Annotated in this window: 14 protein-coding genes; 8 read left to right on the top strand and 6 right to left on the bottom strand. The window is 71.5% G+C overall.

Going from position 1 to position 15,749, the window contains the following annotated elements; genetic code table 11:
- Nucleotides 1-209: 209 nt before the first annotated feature.
- From HNR23_RS01320 to HNR23_RS01305, 4 genes are all read left to right on the top strand, one after another.
- A complete protein-coding gene (locus HNR23_RS01320; protein WP_184072682.1) occupies nt 210-1,250 on the top strand; it encodes a Bug family tripartite tricarboxylate transporter substrate binding protein in 1,041 nt (346 codons plus the stop codon).
- A complete protein-coding gene (locus HNR23_RS01315) occupies nt 1,250-1,765 on the top strand; it encodes a tripartite tricarboxylate transporter TctB family protein (protein ID WP_184072680.1) in 516 nt (171 codons plus the stop codon). Before HNR23_RS01320 ends, HNR23_RS01315 begins: the two co-directional genes overlap by 1 nt.
- A gap of 22 nt (nt 1,766-1,787) precedes the next feature.
- Entirely contained in the window at nt 1,788-3,329 is a 1,542-nt protein-coding gene (locus HNR23_RS01310) for a tripartite tricarboxylate transporter permease (RefSeq protein ID WP_184072678.1), read from the top strand.
- A gap of 125 nt (nt 3,330-3,454) precedes the next feature.
- Entirely contained in the window at nt 3,455-4,402 is a 948-nt protein-coding gene (locus HNR23_RS01305; RefSeq protein WP_343070380.1) for a Bug family tripartite tricarboxylate transporter substrate binding protein, read from the top strand.
- Nucleotides 4,403-4,492: 90 nt separating this feature from the next.
- On the opposite strand, the gene HNR23_RS01300 is transcribed toward HNR23_RS01305, so the two are convergent.
- The 3 genes from HNR23_RS01300 to HNR23_RS01290 are packed head-to-tail and all read right to left on the bottom strand — an operon-like array spanning nt 4,493 to nt 7,754.
- Nucleotides 4,493-5,872, bottom strand: coding sequence for an FAD-binding protein (locus HNR23_RS01300; RefSeq protein ID WP_184072675.1), 1,380 nt, complete (start codon nt 5,870-5,872; stop codon nt 4,493-4,495).
- A complete protein-coding gene (locus HNR23_RS01295) occupies nt 5,869-6,789 on the bottom strand; it encodes a decaprenyl-phosphate phosphoribosyltransferase (RefSeq protein ID WP_184079703.1) in 921 nt (306 codons plus the stop codon). The genes HNR23_RS01300 and HNR23_RS01295 overlap by 4 nt, the downstream gene beginning before the upstream one ends.
- Before the next feature lie 26 nt (nt 6,790-6,815).
- Complete coding sequence (locus HNR23_RS01290) at nt 6,816-7,754, bottom strand: DUF3068 domain-containing protein (protein WP_184072673.1); 939 nt, start codon at nt 7,752-7,754, stop codon at nt 6,816-6,818.
- A 226-nt stretch (nt 7,755-7,980) separates the two neighbouring features.
- Between HNR23_RS01290 and HNR23_RS01285 the strand changes: the two genes are divergently transcribed.
- Nucleotides 7,981-9,369 (top strand): acyltransferase family protein, encoded by a 1,389-nt coding sequence (locus tag HNR23_RS01285; RefSeq protein ID WP_184072671.1) that lies wholly within the window; start codon nt 7,981-7,983, stop codon nt 9,367-9,369.
- A gap of 77 nt (nt 9,370-9,446) precedes the next feature.
- Here HNR23_RS01285 and HNR23_RS01280 read toward each other — a convergent pair whose 3' ends face one another.
- Nucleotides 9,447-11,564 carry a hypothetical protein gene (locus HNR23_RS01280; protein WP_246421521.1) on the bottom strand — a complete coding sequence of 706 codons (2,118 nt, stop codon included), beginning with the start codon at nt 11,562-11,564 and terminating at the stop codon, nt 9,447-9,449.
- 178 nt (nt 11,565-11,742) lie between these two features.
- On the opposite strand from HNR23_RS01280, the gene HNR23_RS01275 reads away from it, so the two are divergent.
- Both HNR23_RS01275 and HNR23_RS01270 read left to right on the top strand, forming a co-directional pair.
- Nucleotides 11,743-12,504 (top strand): class I SAM-dependent methyltransferase, encoded by a 762-nt coding sequence (locus tag HNR23_RS01275; RefSeq protein ID WP_343070379.1) that lies wholly within the window; start codon nt 11,743-11,745, stop codon nt 12,502-12,504.
- Complete coding sequence (locus HNR23_RS01270; RefSeq protein WP_184072668.1) at nt 12,501-13,274, top strand: class I SAM-dependent methyltransferase; 774 nt, start codon at nt 12,501-12,503, stop codon at nt 13,272-13,274. The genes HNR23_RS01275 and HNR23_RS01270 overlap by 4 nt, the downstream gene beginning before the upstream one ends.
- A gap of 107 nt (nt 13,275-13,381) precedes the next feature.
- On the opposite strand, the gene HNR23_RS01265 is transcribed toward HNR23_RS01270, so the two are convergent.
- Entirely contained in the window at nt 13,382-14,059 is a 678-nt protein-coding gene (locus HNR23_RS01265) for an IS3 family transposase (RefSeq protein WP_184072666.1), read from the bottom strand.
- A 79-nt stretch (nt 14,060-14,138) separates the two neighbouring features.
- Between HNR23_RS01265 and HNR23_RS01260 the strand changes: the two genes are divergently transcribed.
- Nucleotides 14,139-14,414, top strand: coding sequence for a hypothetical protein (locus HNR23_RS01260; protein WP_184072664.1), 276 nt, complete (start codon nt 14,139-14,141; stop codon nt 14,412-14,414).
- Nucleotides 14,415-14,717: 303 nt separating this feature from the next.
- Here HNR23_RS01260 and HNR23_RS01255 read toward each other — a convergent pair whose 3' ends face one another.
- Entirely contained in the window at nt 14,718-15,695 is a 978-nt protein-coding gene (locus tag HNR23_RS01255) for a helix-turn-helix transcriptional regulator (RefSeq protein ID WP_184072662.1), read from the bottom strand.
- Nucleotides 15,696-15,749: the final 54 nt, after the last annotated feature.

The raw sequence follows: 15,749 nt of genomic DNA, 5'->3' as shown, positions 1-15,749 counted from the left end.
GCGGCGGTGATGCGCCATCGTCGCACGTGGCGGGGGTGGGGGGCGGCGGCAGGGGCCATGACCACTATGACCGAAACGTCCACTACCACCAATGCCCGCACAACCGACACAACGCTGTTCCGGGCGCGTTTCCCGCTGTTTTCATGTGCGTTACGTCACTCCGCCCGTCGGCGGACATCCCCCGCTCCCCGAAAGCCCCGGAGGCGCACATGTTCCGCGCACGCCCCGCCGCCACCCCTCCCGCCCGCGTCGCGGCCGCGACCGCCGCCGGTGTCGGCCTCGTTCTGGCCGCCACCGCCTGCGGTTCGGGCGACGGCCGGAACGCCGACGGCACCTGGTCCCCGACCCGCCCGATCGAGATCGTCGCCCCGGCCGCCACCGGCGGCGGCTGGGACACGCTGGCCCGCACCAGCGCCCGTGTCCTGGAGGAGGACGGGCTCGTCGACAAGCCGGTCCAGGTGGTGAACAAGCCCGGCGGGGGCGGCGCCATCGGCTGGGCCTACGTCGCCGCCGCACCCGACGATCCGCACCGGCTGTTCGTGACGAGCCCGCCCATCACGCTCGTCCCGCTCACCGACGGCTCCACCTACGACCACGACGACTTCACCCCCATCGCGCGGCTGAGCACCGCCTACATGGCCTACCTGGTTCCGGCCGACTCCCCGATCCGGACCTTCGGCGACCTCACCGACGCGATGCGCGAGGACCCCGAGAAGGTCTCGGTGGCCGGCGGTTCGGCCCCCGGCAGCATGGACCACGTCGCCCTGGCCGGGGCCGTCAACGCCGCCGGGCTCGACCCCGAGGACCTCAACTACGTGCCCTTCGACGGCGGCGGCGAGGCGATCGCCCAGGCGCTCGGCGGCCATGTGGACGCGGCCGTCACCGGCGCATCGGAGGCCGCCGGGCTGCTGGAGTCGGGCGACCTGCGGGCACTGGCCGTCTCCTCACCGGAGCGCCTGGACACCCTGCCGGACGTGCCCACACTGGTGGAGGAGGACGTCGACTACACCTTCGACATCTGGCGCGGCGTCATGGGGCCGGGCGACATGACCGACGAGCAGGTCGCCTACTACGAGAAGGTGTTCGCCGACATGGTCGGGCAGGACGGTTGGAAGGCCGCGACGGCCGAGCTCGGCTGGACCGACTCCTACCTGGGCAGCGAGGACTTCGGCGCGTTCCTGGACCGGACCCGCGAGGAGTCCGCCGAGATCCTCGCAGAGGTCGGGCTGCGCAAGGGCGGGGACGCGTGATGGGGCCCTTCCGCTTCTCCGACCGCACCCTCGCGGTGGCGATCGGTCTGTTCGCGGCGGGCTACCTGGTGCTCGCCTTCGACCTGCCGGACTTCACCGCGGTGCAGGTGCCGGTGCAGCCCGCGACCCTGCCGCGCTGGCTCGGCGCCGTCCTGCTGCTCCTGGCCGTGCTGCTGTTCTTCCAGCGCAGGGATCCGGAAGCCGGGGTCGGCGCGGACTCCGCGCCGACCGCAACCACCGCAAGCCCCGGGCCCGACGCCCGCCTGGGCCGGATCGGCGACACCCGGCTGGAACTCGCCCTGTTCGCCGCGTCCATCGCCGTCTACATCGCGCTGCTCGAACCGGTGGGGTTCCTCATCTCGACCGCCGTGTACCTCGCCGGGGCCACCGCCTATCTCGGCTACCGCCGCCACTGGGTGACGGGGCTGCTCAGCGTGGGCGTCGCCGCAGGCCTGTACTTCCTGATGTCCGACTTCCTCAACGTGGCGCTGCCCCCCGGGCCGCTGCCCTTCTGACCCCCGACCCGCGGAGTCGACCATGGAAACACTCAGTCACATCGGCTACGGGTTCGGGATCGCGTTCTCCCCCGAAAGCCTCCTGTTCGTCCTGATCGGCGTGCTCGCCGGGACGGTCATCGGCATCCTGCCGGGGTTGGGCCCGATGAGCGCCATCGCGCTGATGATCCCGATCGCCTTCGGGATGGACCCCACCACCGCCATCATCATGCTCGCCGGCGTCTACTACGGCGCCATCTTCGGCGGGTCGACCTCCTCGATCCTGCTGAACGCGCCCGGCGTGGCCGGGACCGTGGCGACCTCGTTCGACGGGTACCCGATGGCGCGCCAGGGCCGTGCGGGCAAGGCGCTGGCCATCGCCGCCATCGCCTCGTTCGTCGGCGGAACGGTGGGGGTCGCCCTCCTCATGCTGATCGCGCCGGTGCTCGCGCGCTTCGCCGTGAGCTTCGGCCCGGCCGAGTACTTCGCGCTCATGGTCCTCGGGCTGACCGCCGTGGTGTCCCTGGGGGGAAAGAACCTGGTCAAGGGGCTGATCGCGGCGGTGGTCGGGGTGATGATCTCGCTCATCGGCATCGACTCCCAGACCGCCACCCCCCGCTTCACCTTCGACCTGCCCGAGCTGTACGAGGGCGTGGAGTTCCTCATCGTGGCGCTGGGCGTGTTCGCGCTGGCCGAGGTCCTGGCGATGCTCGCCCGCCGCGGGGCGGGCGGCGCCGACGGAACCGTCTCGTCGCTGCGGCTGACCCGCCGCGATCTCGCCCGGATCGCTCCCGCCACCGGGCGCGGGTCCGTGCTCGGGTTCTTCACCGGGGTGCTGCCGGGCGCCGGGGCGACCGTGGCGTCGTTCCTGTCCTACTCGGCGGAGAAGCGCATCGCCAAGGACGGGCACACGTTCGGCACCGGCAACCCCAAGGGTGTGGCCGCGCCCGAGTCCGCCAACAACGCGGCGGCCGTCGGCTCCTTCGTCCCGCTGCTCACCCTGGGCGTGCCCGGCTCGGGCACCACCGCGATCCTGCTCGGCGCGCTGCTGGTGCTCGGCGTGCAGCCCGGCCCGTTGATGCTGACCGACCGCCCGGACGTGTTCTGGGGCGTGGTCGCCAGCATGTACGTGGGCAACATCGTGCTGCTGGTCCTCAACCTGCCGCTCATCCCGGTCTTCGCCAAGGTGCTGAAGACGCCCAAGGCGGTGCTGCTGCCCCTGGTCGTCGTGTTCTGCGTGGTCGGTGTGTACGGTTTGAGCTTCAGCGTGTTCGACCTGTGGCTGCTGCTCGGCTTCGGGGTCGTGGGCTACCTGATGCGGCAGAACGGCTTCCCCGCCGCGCCGCTGATCCTCGGCCTGATCCTGGGCGGAATGATGGAGCGCTCGATGCGCCAGGCGCTGCAGATCTCCTCGGGCGACTGGACGGTGCTGGTGACCTCGCCGGTGGCCGCGGTACTGCTCGCCCTGGCCGCGCTGGCGGTGGTGGGTCCGCTGATCGCCCGGGTGCGGGGCGGCCGCGGCGGCGCGGCCGACGGCACCGAGGGGAAGCACGACCGGGACACCGACACCGCCGACCGGAGGTAGGAAAACCGCACATGTGGACCGGGCGCCGCTCACCCCCTATCCCCGTTGATCTCGGGCGTAGCGACCGAGTTCTCGCCGGAATTCGGTCGCTACGCCCGAGATCAACGGGAGCGGGGAGCCTGGCGGTGGCGCTGGCGCTGCTGGTCGCGGCGGCGACGGTGGTCGGATGCGCACCGGCACCCGCTGTCCCCGAAGTGCGCATCATGGTGCCCAACCCGCCCGGGGGCGGCTATGACACCACCGCCCGCACGGTCGCGGCCGCCCTGGAGGAGACGGGGCTGGCCGGGAAGGCCGAAGTGGTCAACGTGCCCGGGGCGGCCGGGACGACCGGCCTGCACCGGCTGCTCTACGAGGAGGGCAACGCCCGGCTGCTGCTGCAGATGGGGCTGGGCCTGGTCGCCCGCACCCACATCCACGACGAGCCCCCGGTCACCGCGGCCACCCCGCTGGCCCGACTGGTCGAGGAGCCCATGGTGGTCCTGGTGCCGCCCGACTCGCCCTACCGGACGTTCGACGACCTCGTCGCGGACTGGCGCGACCCCGGCGTCCGGCTCACCCTGGGCGGCGGTTCCAGCCCCGGCGGCCCCGACCACCTGCCGCTGATGCTGCTGGCCGAGGAGATCGGTGTGGACCCCGACCGGGTCGACTACGTGTGGCACGACGGGGGCGGGGAGACGCTGGCCGCACTCCTCCAGCACGAGGTCGACGCCGCGGCGGCGGGGGCGGGCGAGTACCGCCAGGCGATCGCGGCGGGGCAGCTGCGGGTCCTGGCGGTCAGCGGGCCCAAGCGCACACCGGGCATCGACGCGCCGACCCTGCGGGAGCTGGGCGTCGACCTGGAGTTCATGAACTGGCGGGGCCTGCTCGCCCCGCCCGGTGTCGGTGAGCGGGAGCGCGCCGTCCTCATCGGCGCCTTGGACGACCTGCACTCCACACCGGAGTGGCGGGACGCCCTGGCCGCGGCCCACTGGACCGACGCCTACCTCACCGGCGACGACTTCGGCGCGTTCCTCGCCGAGGAGGACCGCGAGGTGGGCGCCGCCCTCGACCGCCTCGGCGTCGCCGCACCCTGACCCGCTGCGTCCGTTGATCTCGGAGATAGTGGGGTGACAATCGCCGCTGAAACCCCGATATCTCCGAGATCATCGGAAGAGGGGGCGGGGTCAGAGGTCGAGGCGGCGGGAGAGGTCGGAGACGAGCACGCGGCGCGGGTCGACGCGGTCGCGGACCGCGCGCCACTCGTCGAGGCGCGGGTACATCGCGTGGACCGCGGCGGGCGCGGCCCTGCTGTCCTTCGCCAGGTAGACGCGCCCGCCCGCGGCCAGCACGTGGTCGTCGCAGGACCGCAGCAGGCGGGCCAGGCCGGGCAGTTCGGCCGGGAGGTCCAGGGCCAGGGTCCAGCCGGGCATGGGGAAGGACAGCGGCGCGGGCGTCGGTGCCCCGAAGCGCTTGAGCACGGTGAGGAAGGACGGCGCGCCGGCCGACGCCAGCCGTTCGACGATCCGGCGCAGCGCCACCTCCTCGCCGAACGGCACCACGAACTGGTACTGCACCAGGCCGTGCGGCCCGTACATGCGGTTCCAGCCGCGCACGGCGTCCAGCGGGTGGAAGAACGACCCCAGGCCCTGGATCTCGTCGCGGCCGCGGCGCGGGGCGCGGGCGTGGTAGGCGGTGTTGAACGCCCGCACGCTCCACGCGTTCAGCAGGCGCGGCGGCACCCACGGCGGCGCCCCCGCCAGTGTCCGGGGGGCGTAGCGCAGCGGGGCGCGGCGCCACCGGGCGGGCAGGTCGGCGCGGCGGGCGTGGTGGGCGCGGGTGAGCACGCCCCGGCCCAGGGCGGCGCCGCGGGCCAGCAGGTCGATCCAGCAGACCGTGTAGTGGTAGCGGTCGTCGGTCGCGCTCATCAGCGCCAGCGCCGCGTCGAGGTCCGGGGTGCGGTCGGTGTCGACCCGCGCGGCCGCCGTCTCCACCGCGATGACGTCGAACGTGGCCTCGGTGATGACCCCGGTCAGGCCCATGCCGCCGACGGTCGCCCAGAACAGGTCGGCTTCCCGGTCCGGGCCGATGACGCGCTCGGCGCCATCGGGGGTGACCAGCGTCAGCGACCGCACGTGCGCGCCGAAGGAGGAGTCCACGTGGTGGTTCTTTCCGTGGATGTCGGCGCCGATCGCGCCGCCCACGGTGACGTGCCGCGTCCCGGGGGTCACCGGGACGAAGCGACCGCGGGCCAGCAGGTGCTCCATGAGGTCGGCGAGGCTGGTACCGGCCGACGCGGTGACGGTGCCGGCGGCCCGGTCGAGCCGCACACCGGGGGCCAGGGCCGAGCAGTCGAGGACCAGGCCGCCGGCGCTCTGCGCCGCGTCGCCGTAGCTGCGGCCCAGGCCCCGGGCGATGATGCCGCGCCCTGAACCCGGCGGCGCGGACTCCCCCGGCGCGCCCGCGGAGCGCAGCAGCAGCGCGACCTCTTCGGCGGTGCGCGGGCGGGCGACCGTCGCCAGTGTGGGCGCGGTGCGGCCCCACCCGGTGAGCATTCGGCGGTTCATGTGTAGATCCCCAGGCCGACGAGGGCCACCAGGGCGAACAGGCACAGCTGCAGCGGGCGGTCGCGCAGCGCGATCTCCTCGGGCTCCTCGCCCACGCCGCGGTCGACGAGCTGATGGTAGCGGAGCACGAACACGAAGAACGGGACGATGCTCGCGGCGCGGAAGCCGTCGGGGGCCTGGTCCGCGCCCCCCTCCAGCGCCCACAGGCAGTAGGTGACGATCATCGCCGCCGAGGCCATGGTGCGGATCTGGACCAGGTAGCTGCGGGAGTAGCCGTCGAGGGCGGCCCGCGCCCCGTCACTGCCGGGATTGCGGAGTTCGGCTTCGCGCTTTCCGGCGACGACCAGCAGCGCGGCCAGGGAGACCACGATGACGAACCAGGCGGTGAGGGGGACGCCGATGACCACGCCGCCGGCGATCGCGCGCAGCACGTGGCACCCGGCGACGGCGGCGATGTCGACGACGGTGATGTCCTTCAGCCACAGCGTGTAGGCGGTGGTGAGGGCGAGGTAGCCGAGGAGTACGGCCAGCAGCGGCAGGTTGCCGCTGGCCAGAGCGGCGAGGAGGGAGACCAGGATGAGGGCGGTCCCGGTACCGACGGCGAGCGGGACCGGGACGGTGCCGGCGGCGACGGGTCGGTGCCGCTTGCGTTCGTGCAGCCGGTCGCGGTGCACGTCGCGGGCGTCGTTGAGCAGGTAGGTACCGCTCGCGGCGAGGCAGAACAGCGCGAAGGTCAGCGCGGTCCAGCCGAGCACACCGGGGTCGGTGAGCACACCCGCGGTGCCGGGAGCGGCCAGCACCAGCAGGTTCTTCAGCCACTGCTTGGGGCGGCAGGCCCGGAGCAGTCCGGCCGCACGCGCGCCCGGCCCCGGCGTCGGCGCCGCGGGCGTCAACGTCGGGGCCGGAGTGGCGGGCAGCTGTTCGGCCACGGGGTCACCTGTGCTCAGCGCTTGCCGTGGGCCGCGGTCCGGGCGGTGGCGAGCAGGATGCCGCCGAGGGCGACCAGCGCCACGCCCGTGACGAGCAGGACCAGCGGGATGGTGGTACGGACCAGCGGGATCAGGGAGGCGCCTTCGGCCGCGGTCTCGACGTTGGACTTGATGGTCTCGTCGGTGAACCGCATGTCGCCGTCGAACATGACCAGCCGCTCCTCGCCGTCGACGAAGGCGCCGCGGTGCTGCGATTCGAGAAGGTCGATGGGGGCGCCGGTGGTCGGCTCGATCCAGTAGGTGCGGGTGACGTTGTACATGACGTCGGCGGTGGCGTCACCGTCGCCGTCCATGTCGAGCAGCGACTTGGGCAGGGTGCGCTCCTCGATCTTGGTCGGCTCGACCACCTGCACGAACTTGTAGGTGTCGATCTGCTCCCCGTCGACGTCGAGGGTCTCCTCGCCCTCGAACCTGATGGGCAGCGTCTGCCGGGTGGCGGTGTCGAAGAACTCGTAGTCCTTCTTCTCGGTCAGGAAGGGGAACTTGAACGCCTGGCCCTTCTGCTTGACCGGTTCCTCGTTGACGGACGCGTCGCAGCAGTCGACGGCCTCACCGGTGACGCGGTCGTGGCCGGCGCGGCGGCTGGTGGACAGGAACGCGAAGTCCTCGTCGACGTCCTTGACCCAGGTGAACTGGTCCCAGACGGCGATGTCGGCGTCGCTTGCGGCCACATCGCCGCGCACGGTGGTGTAGGCCTCCACGGTGGCGTGGTCGACCTGCTCAAGGTCCTGGGCGCTGAAGTAGGTGACGTCGTCACCGCGGTTGACCGTCTCGCTGTACTGGTCGAGGGGAGCCTTCATCGCGGCACCGGCGACCCAGAACCGCAGCAGCGGGGCCAGAACCAGACTGAAGACCCCTAGCGCGATGCAGACGACTGCGACGGTTCGACGCATGAGTTCTCCCGGGCAGAGTTAAGCGGATCTGGAACTTGCTTCATTTTCGGGTAGAGTACTTCTCCATGGTGTGCAACGTCACCAGGGCGTGTCTGAATTTTTATAACACGTTCTAGTCTGACACGGAGCGGATGACCTGCACGCACCGCACCCCCGTGTCGAGGGCTCGGCGCTCGCGTCCCACGCCCACACCCGCCAGCCGCAGGTATCTGGAGGAGGCCGGCCTGTGACAGCACCACCCGAAACCGACGGGACCGCGGCCGGGGACCCGACCGGCGGCGGCGCCGACACCGCTCGGGACGCCCCCGCCGCCCGCGACCCCCGCTTCCTGCCCCAGGTCCGCGGACACCTCACCGGCCTCGACGGCATCCGCGCCATCGCCGCCCTGATGGTTCTGGTGTTCCACGTGGCGATCGAGACCGGCACCGCCCTGGAACCCGGTGCGGTCGGCGCGCTGCTGGCCCGCGGCGAGCTCGGCGTCCCGCTCTTCTTCGTGCTCTCCGGCCTGCTGCTCTACCGCCCCTGGGCACGCGCCGCACTCGACGGCACCCCGCGCCCGCCGGTCCTGCCCTACCTGTGGCGGCGCGCCCTGCGGGTGCTGCCCGCCTACTGGATCGTCGCGATCACGGCGATGCTCATCTGGTCCGAGGACCACCTCCACTCGGTCGGCGCCTGGGTCGAGGTCATGACGCTGACCTTCATCTACAACCTCGACCCGTGGTGGGTCGGAACCGGGCCCTACGGGCTGGGCCAGATGTGGAGCCTGTGCGTCGAGGTCTCCTACTACCTGCTGCTCCCCGTGTTCGCCTACCTTCTGGCGCGCTACGCGGGTCGTGTCGGCACCTCCGGCGCCGACACGACCGACGCCCGCGCCCGGCGCCTGCTCATCGGCCTCGGCATCATGGTGCTGGTCAGCCTGCTCGCGGTGATCCCGCAGTTCTACCCGGAGCCGCGGCAGTACCTGCACATGTGGCTGCCGCGCACACTCGGCATGTTCGCCGTCGGCATGGCGCTGGCGGTGGTCTCCGAGTGGGCCTGGCGGGAGTCCGGCCCCGACGGGCCGGTGCGGCGCTTCTGCCGGACCGTGCCGCGCCACGCCGCGCTGTTCTGGGGCTTGGCCGCGGTCGTCTACATCCTCCACGCGACCCCCGCGGCGGGGCCCCGCTTCGTCGGCGTGGACGGCCTGTGGGTCGGCTGGTTCAGCTCGCTCACGGCGACGGCCTTCGCGTTCTTCCTCATCGCCCCGGTCGCCCTCATGCCCAGCCCCGAGGCGGACCAGCGCTCCGGCGGCCCCTCCGGCGGAGCGGCGTCGCGCCGGTCCGAAGGCGGCTGGCTGCGCGTCCTGCTGGCCCACCCCATCAGCGTCTACCTCGGCAAGATCTCCTACGGCATCTTCCTGTGGCAGTTCGCGGTGCTCTACCTGTGGCGCGGCTTCACCGGCCAGGAGATCTTCACCGGGTCGTTCTGGTTCGACATCGTCCCCGTCACCATCGGCACGATCCTGTGCGCGGCCGCCACCTACCGGTGGGTGGAGGAGCCCAGCCGCCGCTGGTACAACGCGGTCGGCCCTGGGCGCGGACAGGCCAGGGCCACCGCGCCGCCTTCCTCTCGTTGATCTCGGCGAAGCGCACCGAATATCGGCGGTGGTTTCTAGTGTTCGGTGCACTTCGCCGAGATCAACGGAGGACGGGGTCAGGAGTCGTCCTGGTCGCCGTCACCGCCGTCGTTCTCCTCGGCCTCGGCCTGCGCCCACGGGTCGCCGTCGGTCTGCGGGTCCAGTTCGCCGAAGGTCACCCACTGCATGCACAGCTCCTCGGTGTTGGTGTGCAGCAGCAGCTTGTCGCCGGCCCCGGGGACGGGGATGTACCAGTTTCCGCCCTTGGGGGCGGCGGGCAGCTCGGTGTCGATCCACGAGTCGCCGAGGACGACGCCGATGCGCGTCGAGGTCTCGGCGGTGTAGGCGACCGTGAGGATCATCGTCGGACCGCCGAACGACTCGACCTCCCACATCACGTCGCCGCCCAGTGTGGACATGCACTCCTCGTCCTCCGGTTTGTCGAAGAACGCGCTGTCCGGCTTGGCCTTGGCGGGGACGAGGTACCCGGCGTCGTTGAACACCAGTGCCGTTGCGGCGGGCTCGGGGTCGCGGATGCGCTCGGCGACACCCGGCTCGGCCAGGGGGCTGAGCACGAAGGAGCTGAGGCGGCGCGGGCCGTTCCACGGCAGCACGATGTCGTCGGGCACCGGGCGGGGATACACGCCCGCCTCGGTGGGGACCCCGCCCATCTGGCCGCGCACGGTGTCCAGGTACCAGCGGACCCGGTCGCCGCTGAGCGTGTCGGCGAAGGCGTAGGTGGAGTACCCGGCGGCGAGGATGAAGACCGTGGTCGCCGCGACGGTGAGGTCGCGGGCGCGCTTGGGCGGCGGCGTCCACCGGTAGGCCCCGCCGCCCCGGCCGTCCTCGCCGCCCGCGTGCGCCCCGTTTCCCGGGTCGTCCTTCCCTGGGGACTCCTCCCGCGTGGGCAGGAACGCGAAGGCGAGGCAGATCGCGAACACGAGCGCGGCGTCGGCCACGTAGCGCGGGTCGTAGCCGAAGGCGTCCTCGTAGCGGCCGCGGGCGATGAGCGTCGGGATGACGTCGACGACCACCAGGTAGCCGAGCACGATCGCCCAGGCGCGCCACGACCGGCGGCGCAGCAGCAGGCTGGCGCCGACGACCACGGCCAGTACCGACCAGGCGCCGACGACCATCGGCATCGACGGGTCGAGCAGGCCGCCGGCCGGGGTGACCGGGCCCCACTCGAACGGGCCGCCGACGACACCCGCGGGGAAGGTCTCGCCGAGGAGCTTGCGCGCCGCCGACACCGCCGTGTCGAGCTTGGGCATCCCGGCGCCCTCGCCGTGCGCGGAGTCCTGCTTGGTGAGGTAGAGCAGGCCGTGGCCCACGGACAGCGCGGCCATACCGACCCAGAACGGCATGTCGCGCTCCAGGGTGGTGGCCAGGACCCGCGGGAAGCGGCCGCGTACCAGGAACGCGGCGGCGATGACGAACAGCAGCGGCGGTAGGAACATCGCCTTCACCGAGAACGCCATGCCGAGGACGACCGCGCCCGCGGTCATCCAGCCGTAGCGGGGGGCACCGGTCCGCAGGTAGTGGACCGTCCACAACAGGGACAGCGCCATGGCCAGCTGGAACGGTACGGCGTTCAGGGCCGCCGACCACCAGGCGAGCACCGGCATGCTCAGCGGGGCGAAGAGGTAGACGGACAGCGGGGCGAGGATGGCCCAGCGGCGTCCGAAGAGCACCCACAGCAGCCGGAAGACGGCGGCCGACGCGCCCGCTTGGAAGGCCAGCATGATGCCGGACGCCAGGCCCCAGTCGTAGGGGGCGATGGCGGTCTGGATGTAGGCGAGCAGCATCGCCCCGGGCATCAGGTGGCCCTTGTGCAGGTCGGTGAGGTACTCGGGGGTGAGGTTGTTGGCGGCGGCGTTGCCGAAGAAGAGGAAGTCGTCCTCGACGAAGTAGGCGGAGCCCAGGACGTAGATCTTCAGCGCGAGGGCTGCGGTGATGAGCGCCCCGCCGAGGACCACGATGGGGTCGCGCAGACCGTGGTCGGCTGCTGCGAGGGCCCGGCGGAGGGGTGTGGGGCCGCTCCGGTCGGCGGCGGAGGAACCGTCGGCGGCGGGTACCGGGGCGGCCTCGGCGGAGGAGTCGGCGGGCGACGCGGTGTCGGGGGTAACGTCGGGGGTGGAGTCGCCACCGCCGTCGCGCTCCCCGGCCGCCTGCCGCGTGCCTTCGGAACCGGGCATGTGCTCTCACTTCCGCCAGTCGGCGCCAGGGCAGTTGACGCCACCACACAAAGAGATGTCACAATATAACAAGTTTCACATGCCGCTGTGATTGTCACCGCAGGTCCATGCAGGTGGCAAAATCAGAACAGGAACCGGGTTCACCCCCGGGTTACGGATGCCGCCAGGGGGTGGGATCGTGGGCCTCGACGAGGTGCGTGAGGACTGGACCCGACTGGGGTCGGCCGAACCGCTGTGGGCGGTGTGCGTCGACCCGGCCAAGCGCAACGGCGGCTGGGACGACGACGAGTTCCTCGCCTCCGGAGCCGCCGAGATCGATGGTGCCCTACGCCGCCTCGGTGAGCTGGGGATTCGCCCCGACGGCGGGCGCGCACTGGACTTCGGCTGCGGCGCGGGACGGCTGTCCAACGCGCTCGCGCAGCACTTCACGTCGGTGGTCGGCGTCGACATCTCCGAACCGATGCTGGCCGAGGCGCGCCGCCTGGACCGCAGCGGCGGCAGGATCGAGTTCCGCCGGAACGACACCACCGACCTGCGGGCGTTCGGCGACGCCGAGTTCGACCTCCTCTACACCGACCTGGTGCTGCAGCACCTCCCACCGGAACTCGCCGTCGGCTACCTGCGCGAGTTCGCCCGGGTGGTCCGGCCGGGCGGGGCCATGGTCATCGGCGTCCCGGCGCGGGAGCGGCGCACGTTCAAGGGGCTGGTCTTCAAGTACATGCCCTGGCCGCTGATCCGCGTCGCCCAGCGGGCCATCCTGCGCTACCCGGCGCCGATGCGCATGCACCCGCTCCCCCCGGACCGGCTCGCCGCGGTGCTGGCCCCCGCGGGCGCCCGCGTCGTCGCCTCGGACGAGTACTGGGGCGGCGATCACTGGCAGCACCTGCGCCACTTCATCACCGTCGCCCCGGCGGGCGGGAACCGGGGCGGGACCGCATGACCGGCACGCACCCCGGAACCCGGCCGGGCCGCCCGTCGACCGCTCCGTTCCGCGCGACACTCGGCCGCTCGGTCGCGCTGTTCGCGGCCTTCCGCGGCGAGCAGACCGACCCCGACCACTTCTACGGCACCCTCGCCCGCGACACCGTCGCCCAGCTCCGCAGCTACACCCCGCTCGACGGGGCCGTCGTCGTCGACGTGGGCGGCGGCCCGGGCTACTTCTCCGACGAACTCCGCGCGGCCGGTGCCCGCTGCGTCTGCGTCGACGCGGACGCCGGCGAACTGCGCCTGCGCGACGGCCGGGTCCCCGACACCGCCGTGCTCGGCAGCGCCCTGGACATGCCGATGCGGACCGGCTCGGTCGACGTCTGCTTCTCGTCCAACGTCCTGGAGCACGTGCCCGACCCGCAGCGCATGGCCGACGAAATGGTCCGCGTGACCCGCCCGGGCGGAACCGTCTACCTCTCCTACACCCTGTGGCTCTCCCCCTGGGGCGGCCACGAGACCTCCCCCTGGCACTACCTCGGCGGCCGCTACGCAGCCGACCGGTTCGCCCGGAAACACGGCCGCCGCCCGAAGAACGACTTCGGCTCCACCATGTTCGCGGTCTCGGCCGCCGAGATGCTGAGGTGGGCCACAACCCGCACGGACGTCGACGTCATCGACATCCTCCCCCGCTACCTGCCCACCTGGATGAAACCCATCATCCACATCCCGGGCCTGCGCGAGATCGTCACCTGGAACCTGCTGCTGGTCCTCCGGAAGCGCTGATCATTGGCTGCCGTCGCAGCCATCAGTCCCCGTCGGTGTCCGGCTTCTTAACGCTGAACGAGCTGCGGGGTCCTGCTGTTTCCGGACAGGGAGTTCAACCGCTTATCTCACGCCGCCAACCGCATCTCCTGATGGGCCGCGTATATCTCTTCAGGTGTGTTGTATCCCAACGCTGAATGAAGCCGTTTGCGATTGTACCAGAATTCGATATAGCGAATGATGTCGCGGCGGGCGCGCTCCCGACTGGGATACACCACCCTGTTCACACGCTCGTTCTTCAGCGCGCCGAAGAACGACTCCGCGAGGGCGTTATCGAAGCAAATCCCCGTCCGGCCAACCGACCTTCTGATGCATTTCGATTCCAGGAATCCACCGAACTCCGCAGAGGTGTAGTTACTTCCTCGGTCGGAGTGGAAAATCGCCCCTTCCTGGATACGGCCTGCGCGCTCCGCGTGCTCCACGGCCCGCTTGGTCAGTGGGGTGCGATAATTGTCGTCGATCGCGTACCCGACGACCTCCTTCGTGCAGCAGTCGATCACCGTCGCGAGATACAGCCACCCTTCCCATGTCGGCACATAAGTGATATCGCCGACCAGTCTCACGCCCGGCTCGGGTGCGGTGAAGTCACGGCGGACCAGGTCGGTGATGGGCGCGGACTCCTCTTGCCCGGTGAGCGCGACGCGGTCCGGGCGCGGCTGGCAGGGCTCCAGGCACATCTGGCGCATGAGCAGGCGCACCAGCTCGGGGCCGGCCTGCACGTCCCATCGCTGGAGCTGGGCGTGCACCCGCCGAACACGGCGGACTCCACCTCGACGCCAACGGCCACGCGTGGAAGCCCACCGGCGAGGAAGCAGGGGGTGCGTGATGGCCGGCCCCGAAACCGCTGCCTCCATGTGGCTGCGGGCCCGCTACCCCGGCACCGTGGTCTGGCACGGCTCCCACACCCGACGCTGGTGGGCCATGGTTCCCGACCACCCCCGCCTGCTGGAAGCCCCCACCATCGAGGCCCTGGAACTCCTGGTGGCTTCCCGGTTGTGGACCCGGCACGAGGTTCGGGCCTCCTGTCCCGAAGTTCCGCCGACCCAGCACGGTATTCGGCATCTTGCAGCCTTGCGACCGCTGCAGCCGACCATCGCATGAAGACCGCTGTGTCGCGGGAGGGGAGGGTCCTCTCGCGACACGGCTCACAAAGGGTGCTCGGCGGAGGGGGCCGGGCACCCTTTCACGGGTTGACGACGGTCTCGTCGTCGACCATGAACCCGCTGACGATGGGGGTGCTGTTCGTGCACCTTTTCGACTGTGGAGTGCCGAGGCGAATCAGGGGATGGGCCTCTCCGGATGTCCCCCTCGCTGTCAGGCGGCGACGCGCGATGCCGCAGCCCGGTGTTCTCGACAGCGGGCACGAGCCGCGCTGGGCAGCCGTAGTGGTGCTGCGCCCCTTGGTCAACCTTGGCTGTCGTGGGTCGCTCGCAGGAGTCGGGTTCCGAATGAGCGGATGAACGAGCGGAGCTCGGCGGGTTCTAGGACTTCGAACTCGTACTCCTCGGGGATCCAGGCGATGCCGAAGGCGAGGCCCTGCAGCTGGTCGGCGCTGATCGGCCACAGGGTGGTCGAGTCGGTCTCGGCGGTGGCGTCTCGTGCCCAGGGGCCGGCCACCGCCCGAAGTTCCTCCAGTGGGGCGTGGATGCGGAGCAGCCCCACGTGGCCGCGCGCGAAGCGCCCGGCCGCGACGTGGGCGATCTCAGCGGCTCGCTCCTGGCTCAGTCCGTGGGGTGGGAAGCGCGCCGCCGTCGCGAAGTAGGAGTCCATACGGTTGACACCGAACGCCTCCCAGGTCCCCCCGTCGATCTCCCATGCGACGAGGTACCAGCCGTGCTCCACCGAAACCAGGCAGTGCGGCTCGACGAAGTAGCTCTCGATCGCGCCGTTCGCATCGGTGTAGCGGAACCGGACGCGTTCGCTGTCCCGGCAGGCGAGCGCCAGCTGGGCGATCAGGTCGGGTGCCGCGGACGGGGCCGACCCGCCCTCGTCGGGGAACGCGTGGGACTGCAGCGCGGACACCCGGCGGCGAAGTCGGCTCGGCAACAGCTGTTCGAGCTTGGCCAGGGCGGAGAGGGCGGTGAGGTCCGAGTGCCCGACCCCGCGCGCGGTGACCGAACGCAGGCCGACGGCCAGCACCACCAGTTCGTCATCGTCGAGGAGCAGCGGCGGGAGGGCGGCCCCGGGCTCCAGCGAATAGCCGCCGCCGGCCCCCCGCTCGGCCGTGATCCGGTATCCGGCCTCCCGCAGTCGGTCGATGTCCCGGCGCAGCGTCCGCTCGCTGACACCGAGATCGGCGGCCAGCGCATGCCCGGACCAGAACCGTCGCGCCTGCAGCAAGGACAGCAGCCGCAGCGACCTGGCGATCATGACACCGCTCATAGGGTGCTCCTCCCCGTTTCTTCATGAACCGGTCCTCGGCAGGACGCCGATCCC

Source organism: Nocardiopsis mwathae (assembly GCF_014201195.1).
GTDB classification, from domain to species: Bacteria; Actinomycetota; Actinomycetes; order Streptosporangiales; family Streptosporangiaceae; genus Nocardiopsis_C; species Nocardiopsis_C mwathae.
The sequence above is the reverse complement of the archived record's forward strand: the minus strand, read 5'-3'. Positions and strand labels throughout refer to the sequence as shown.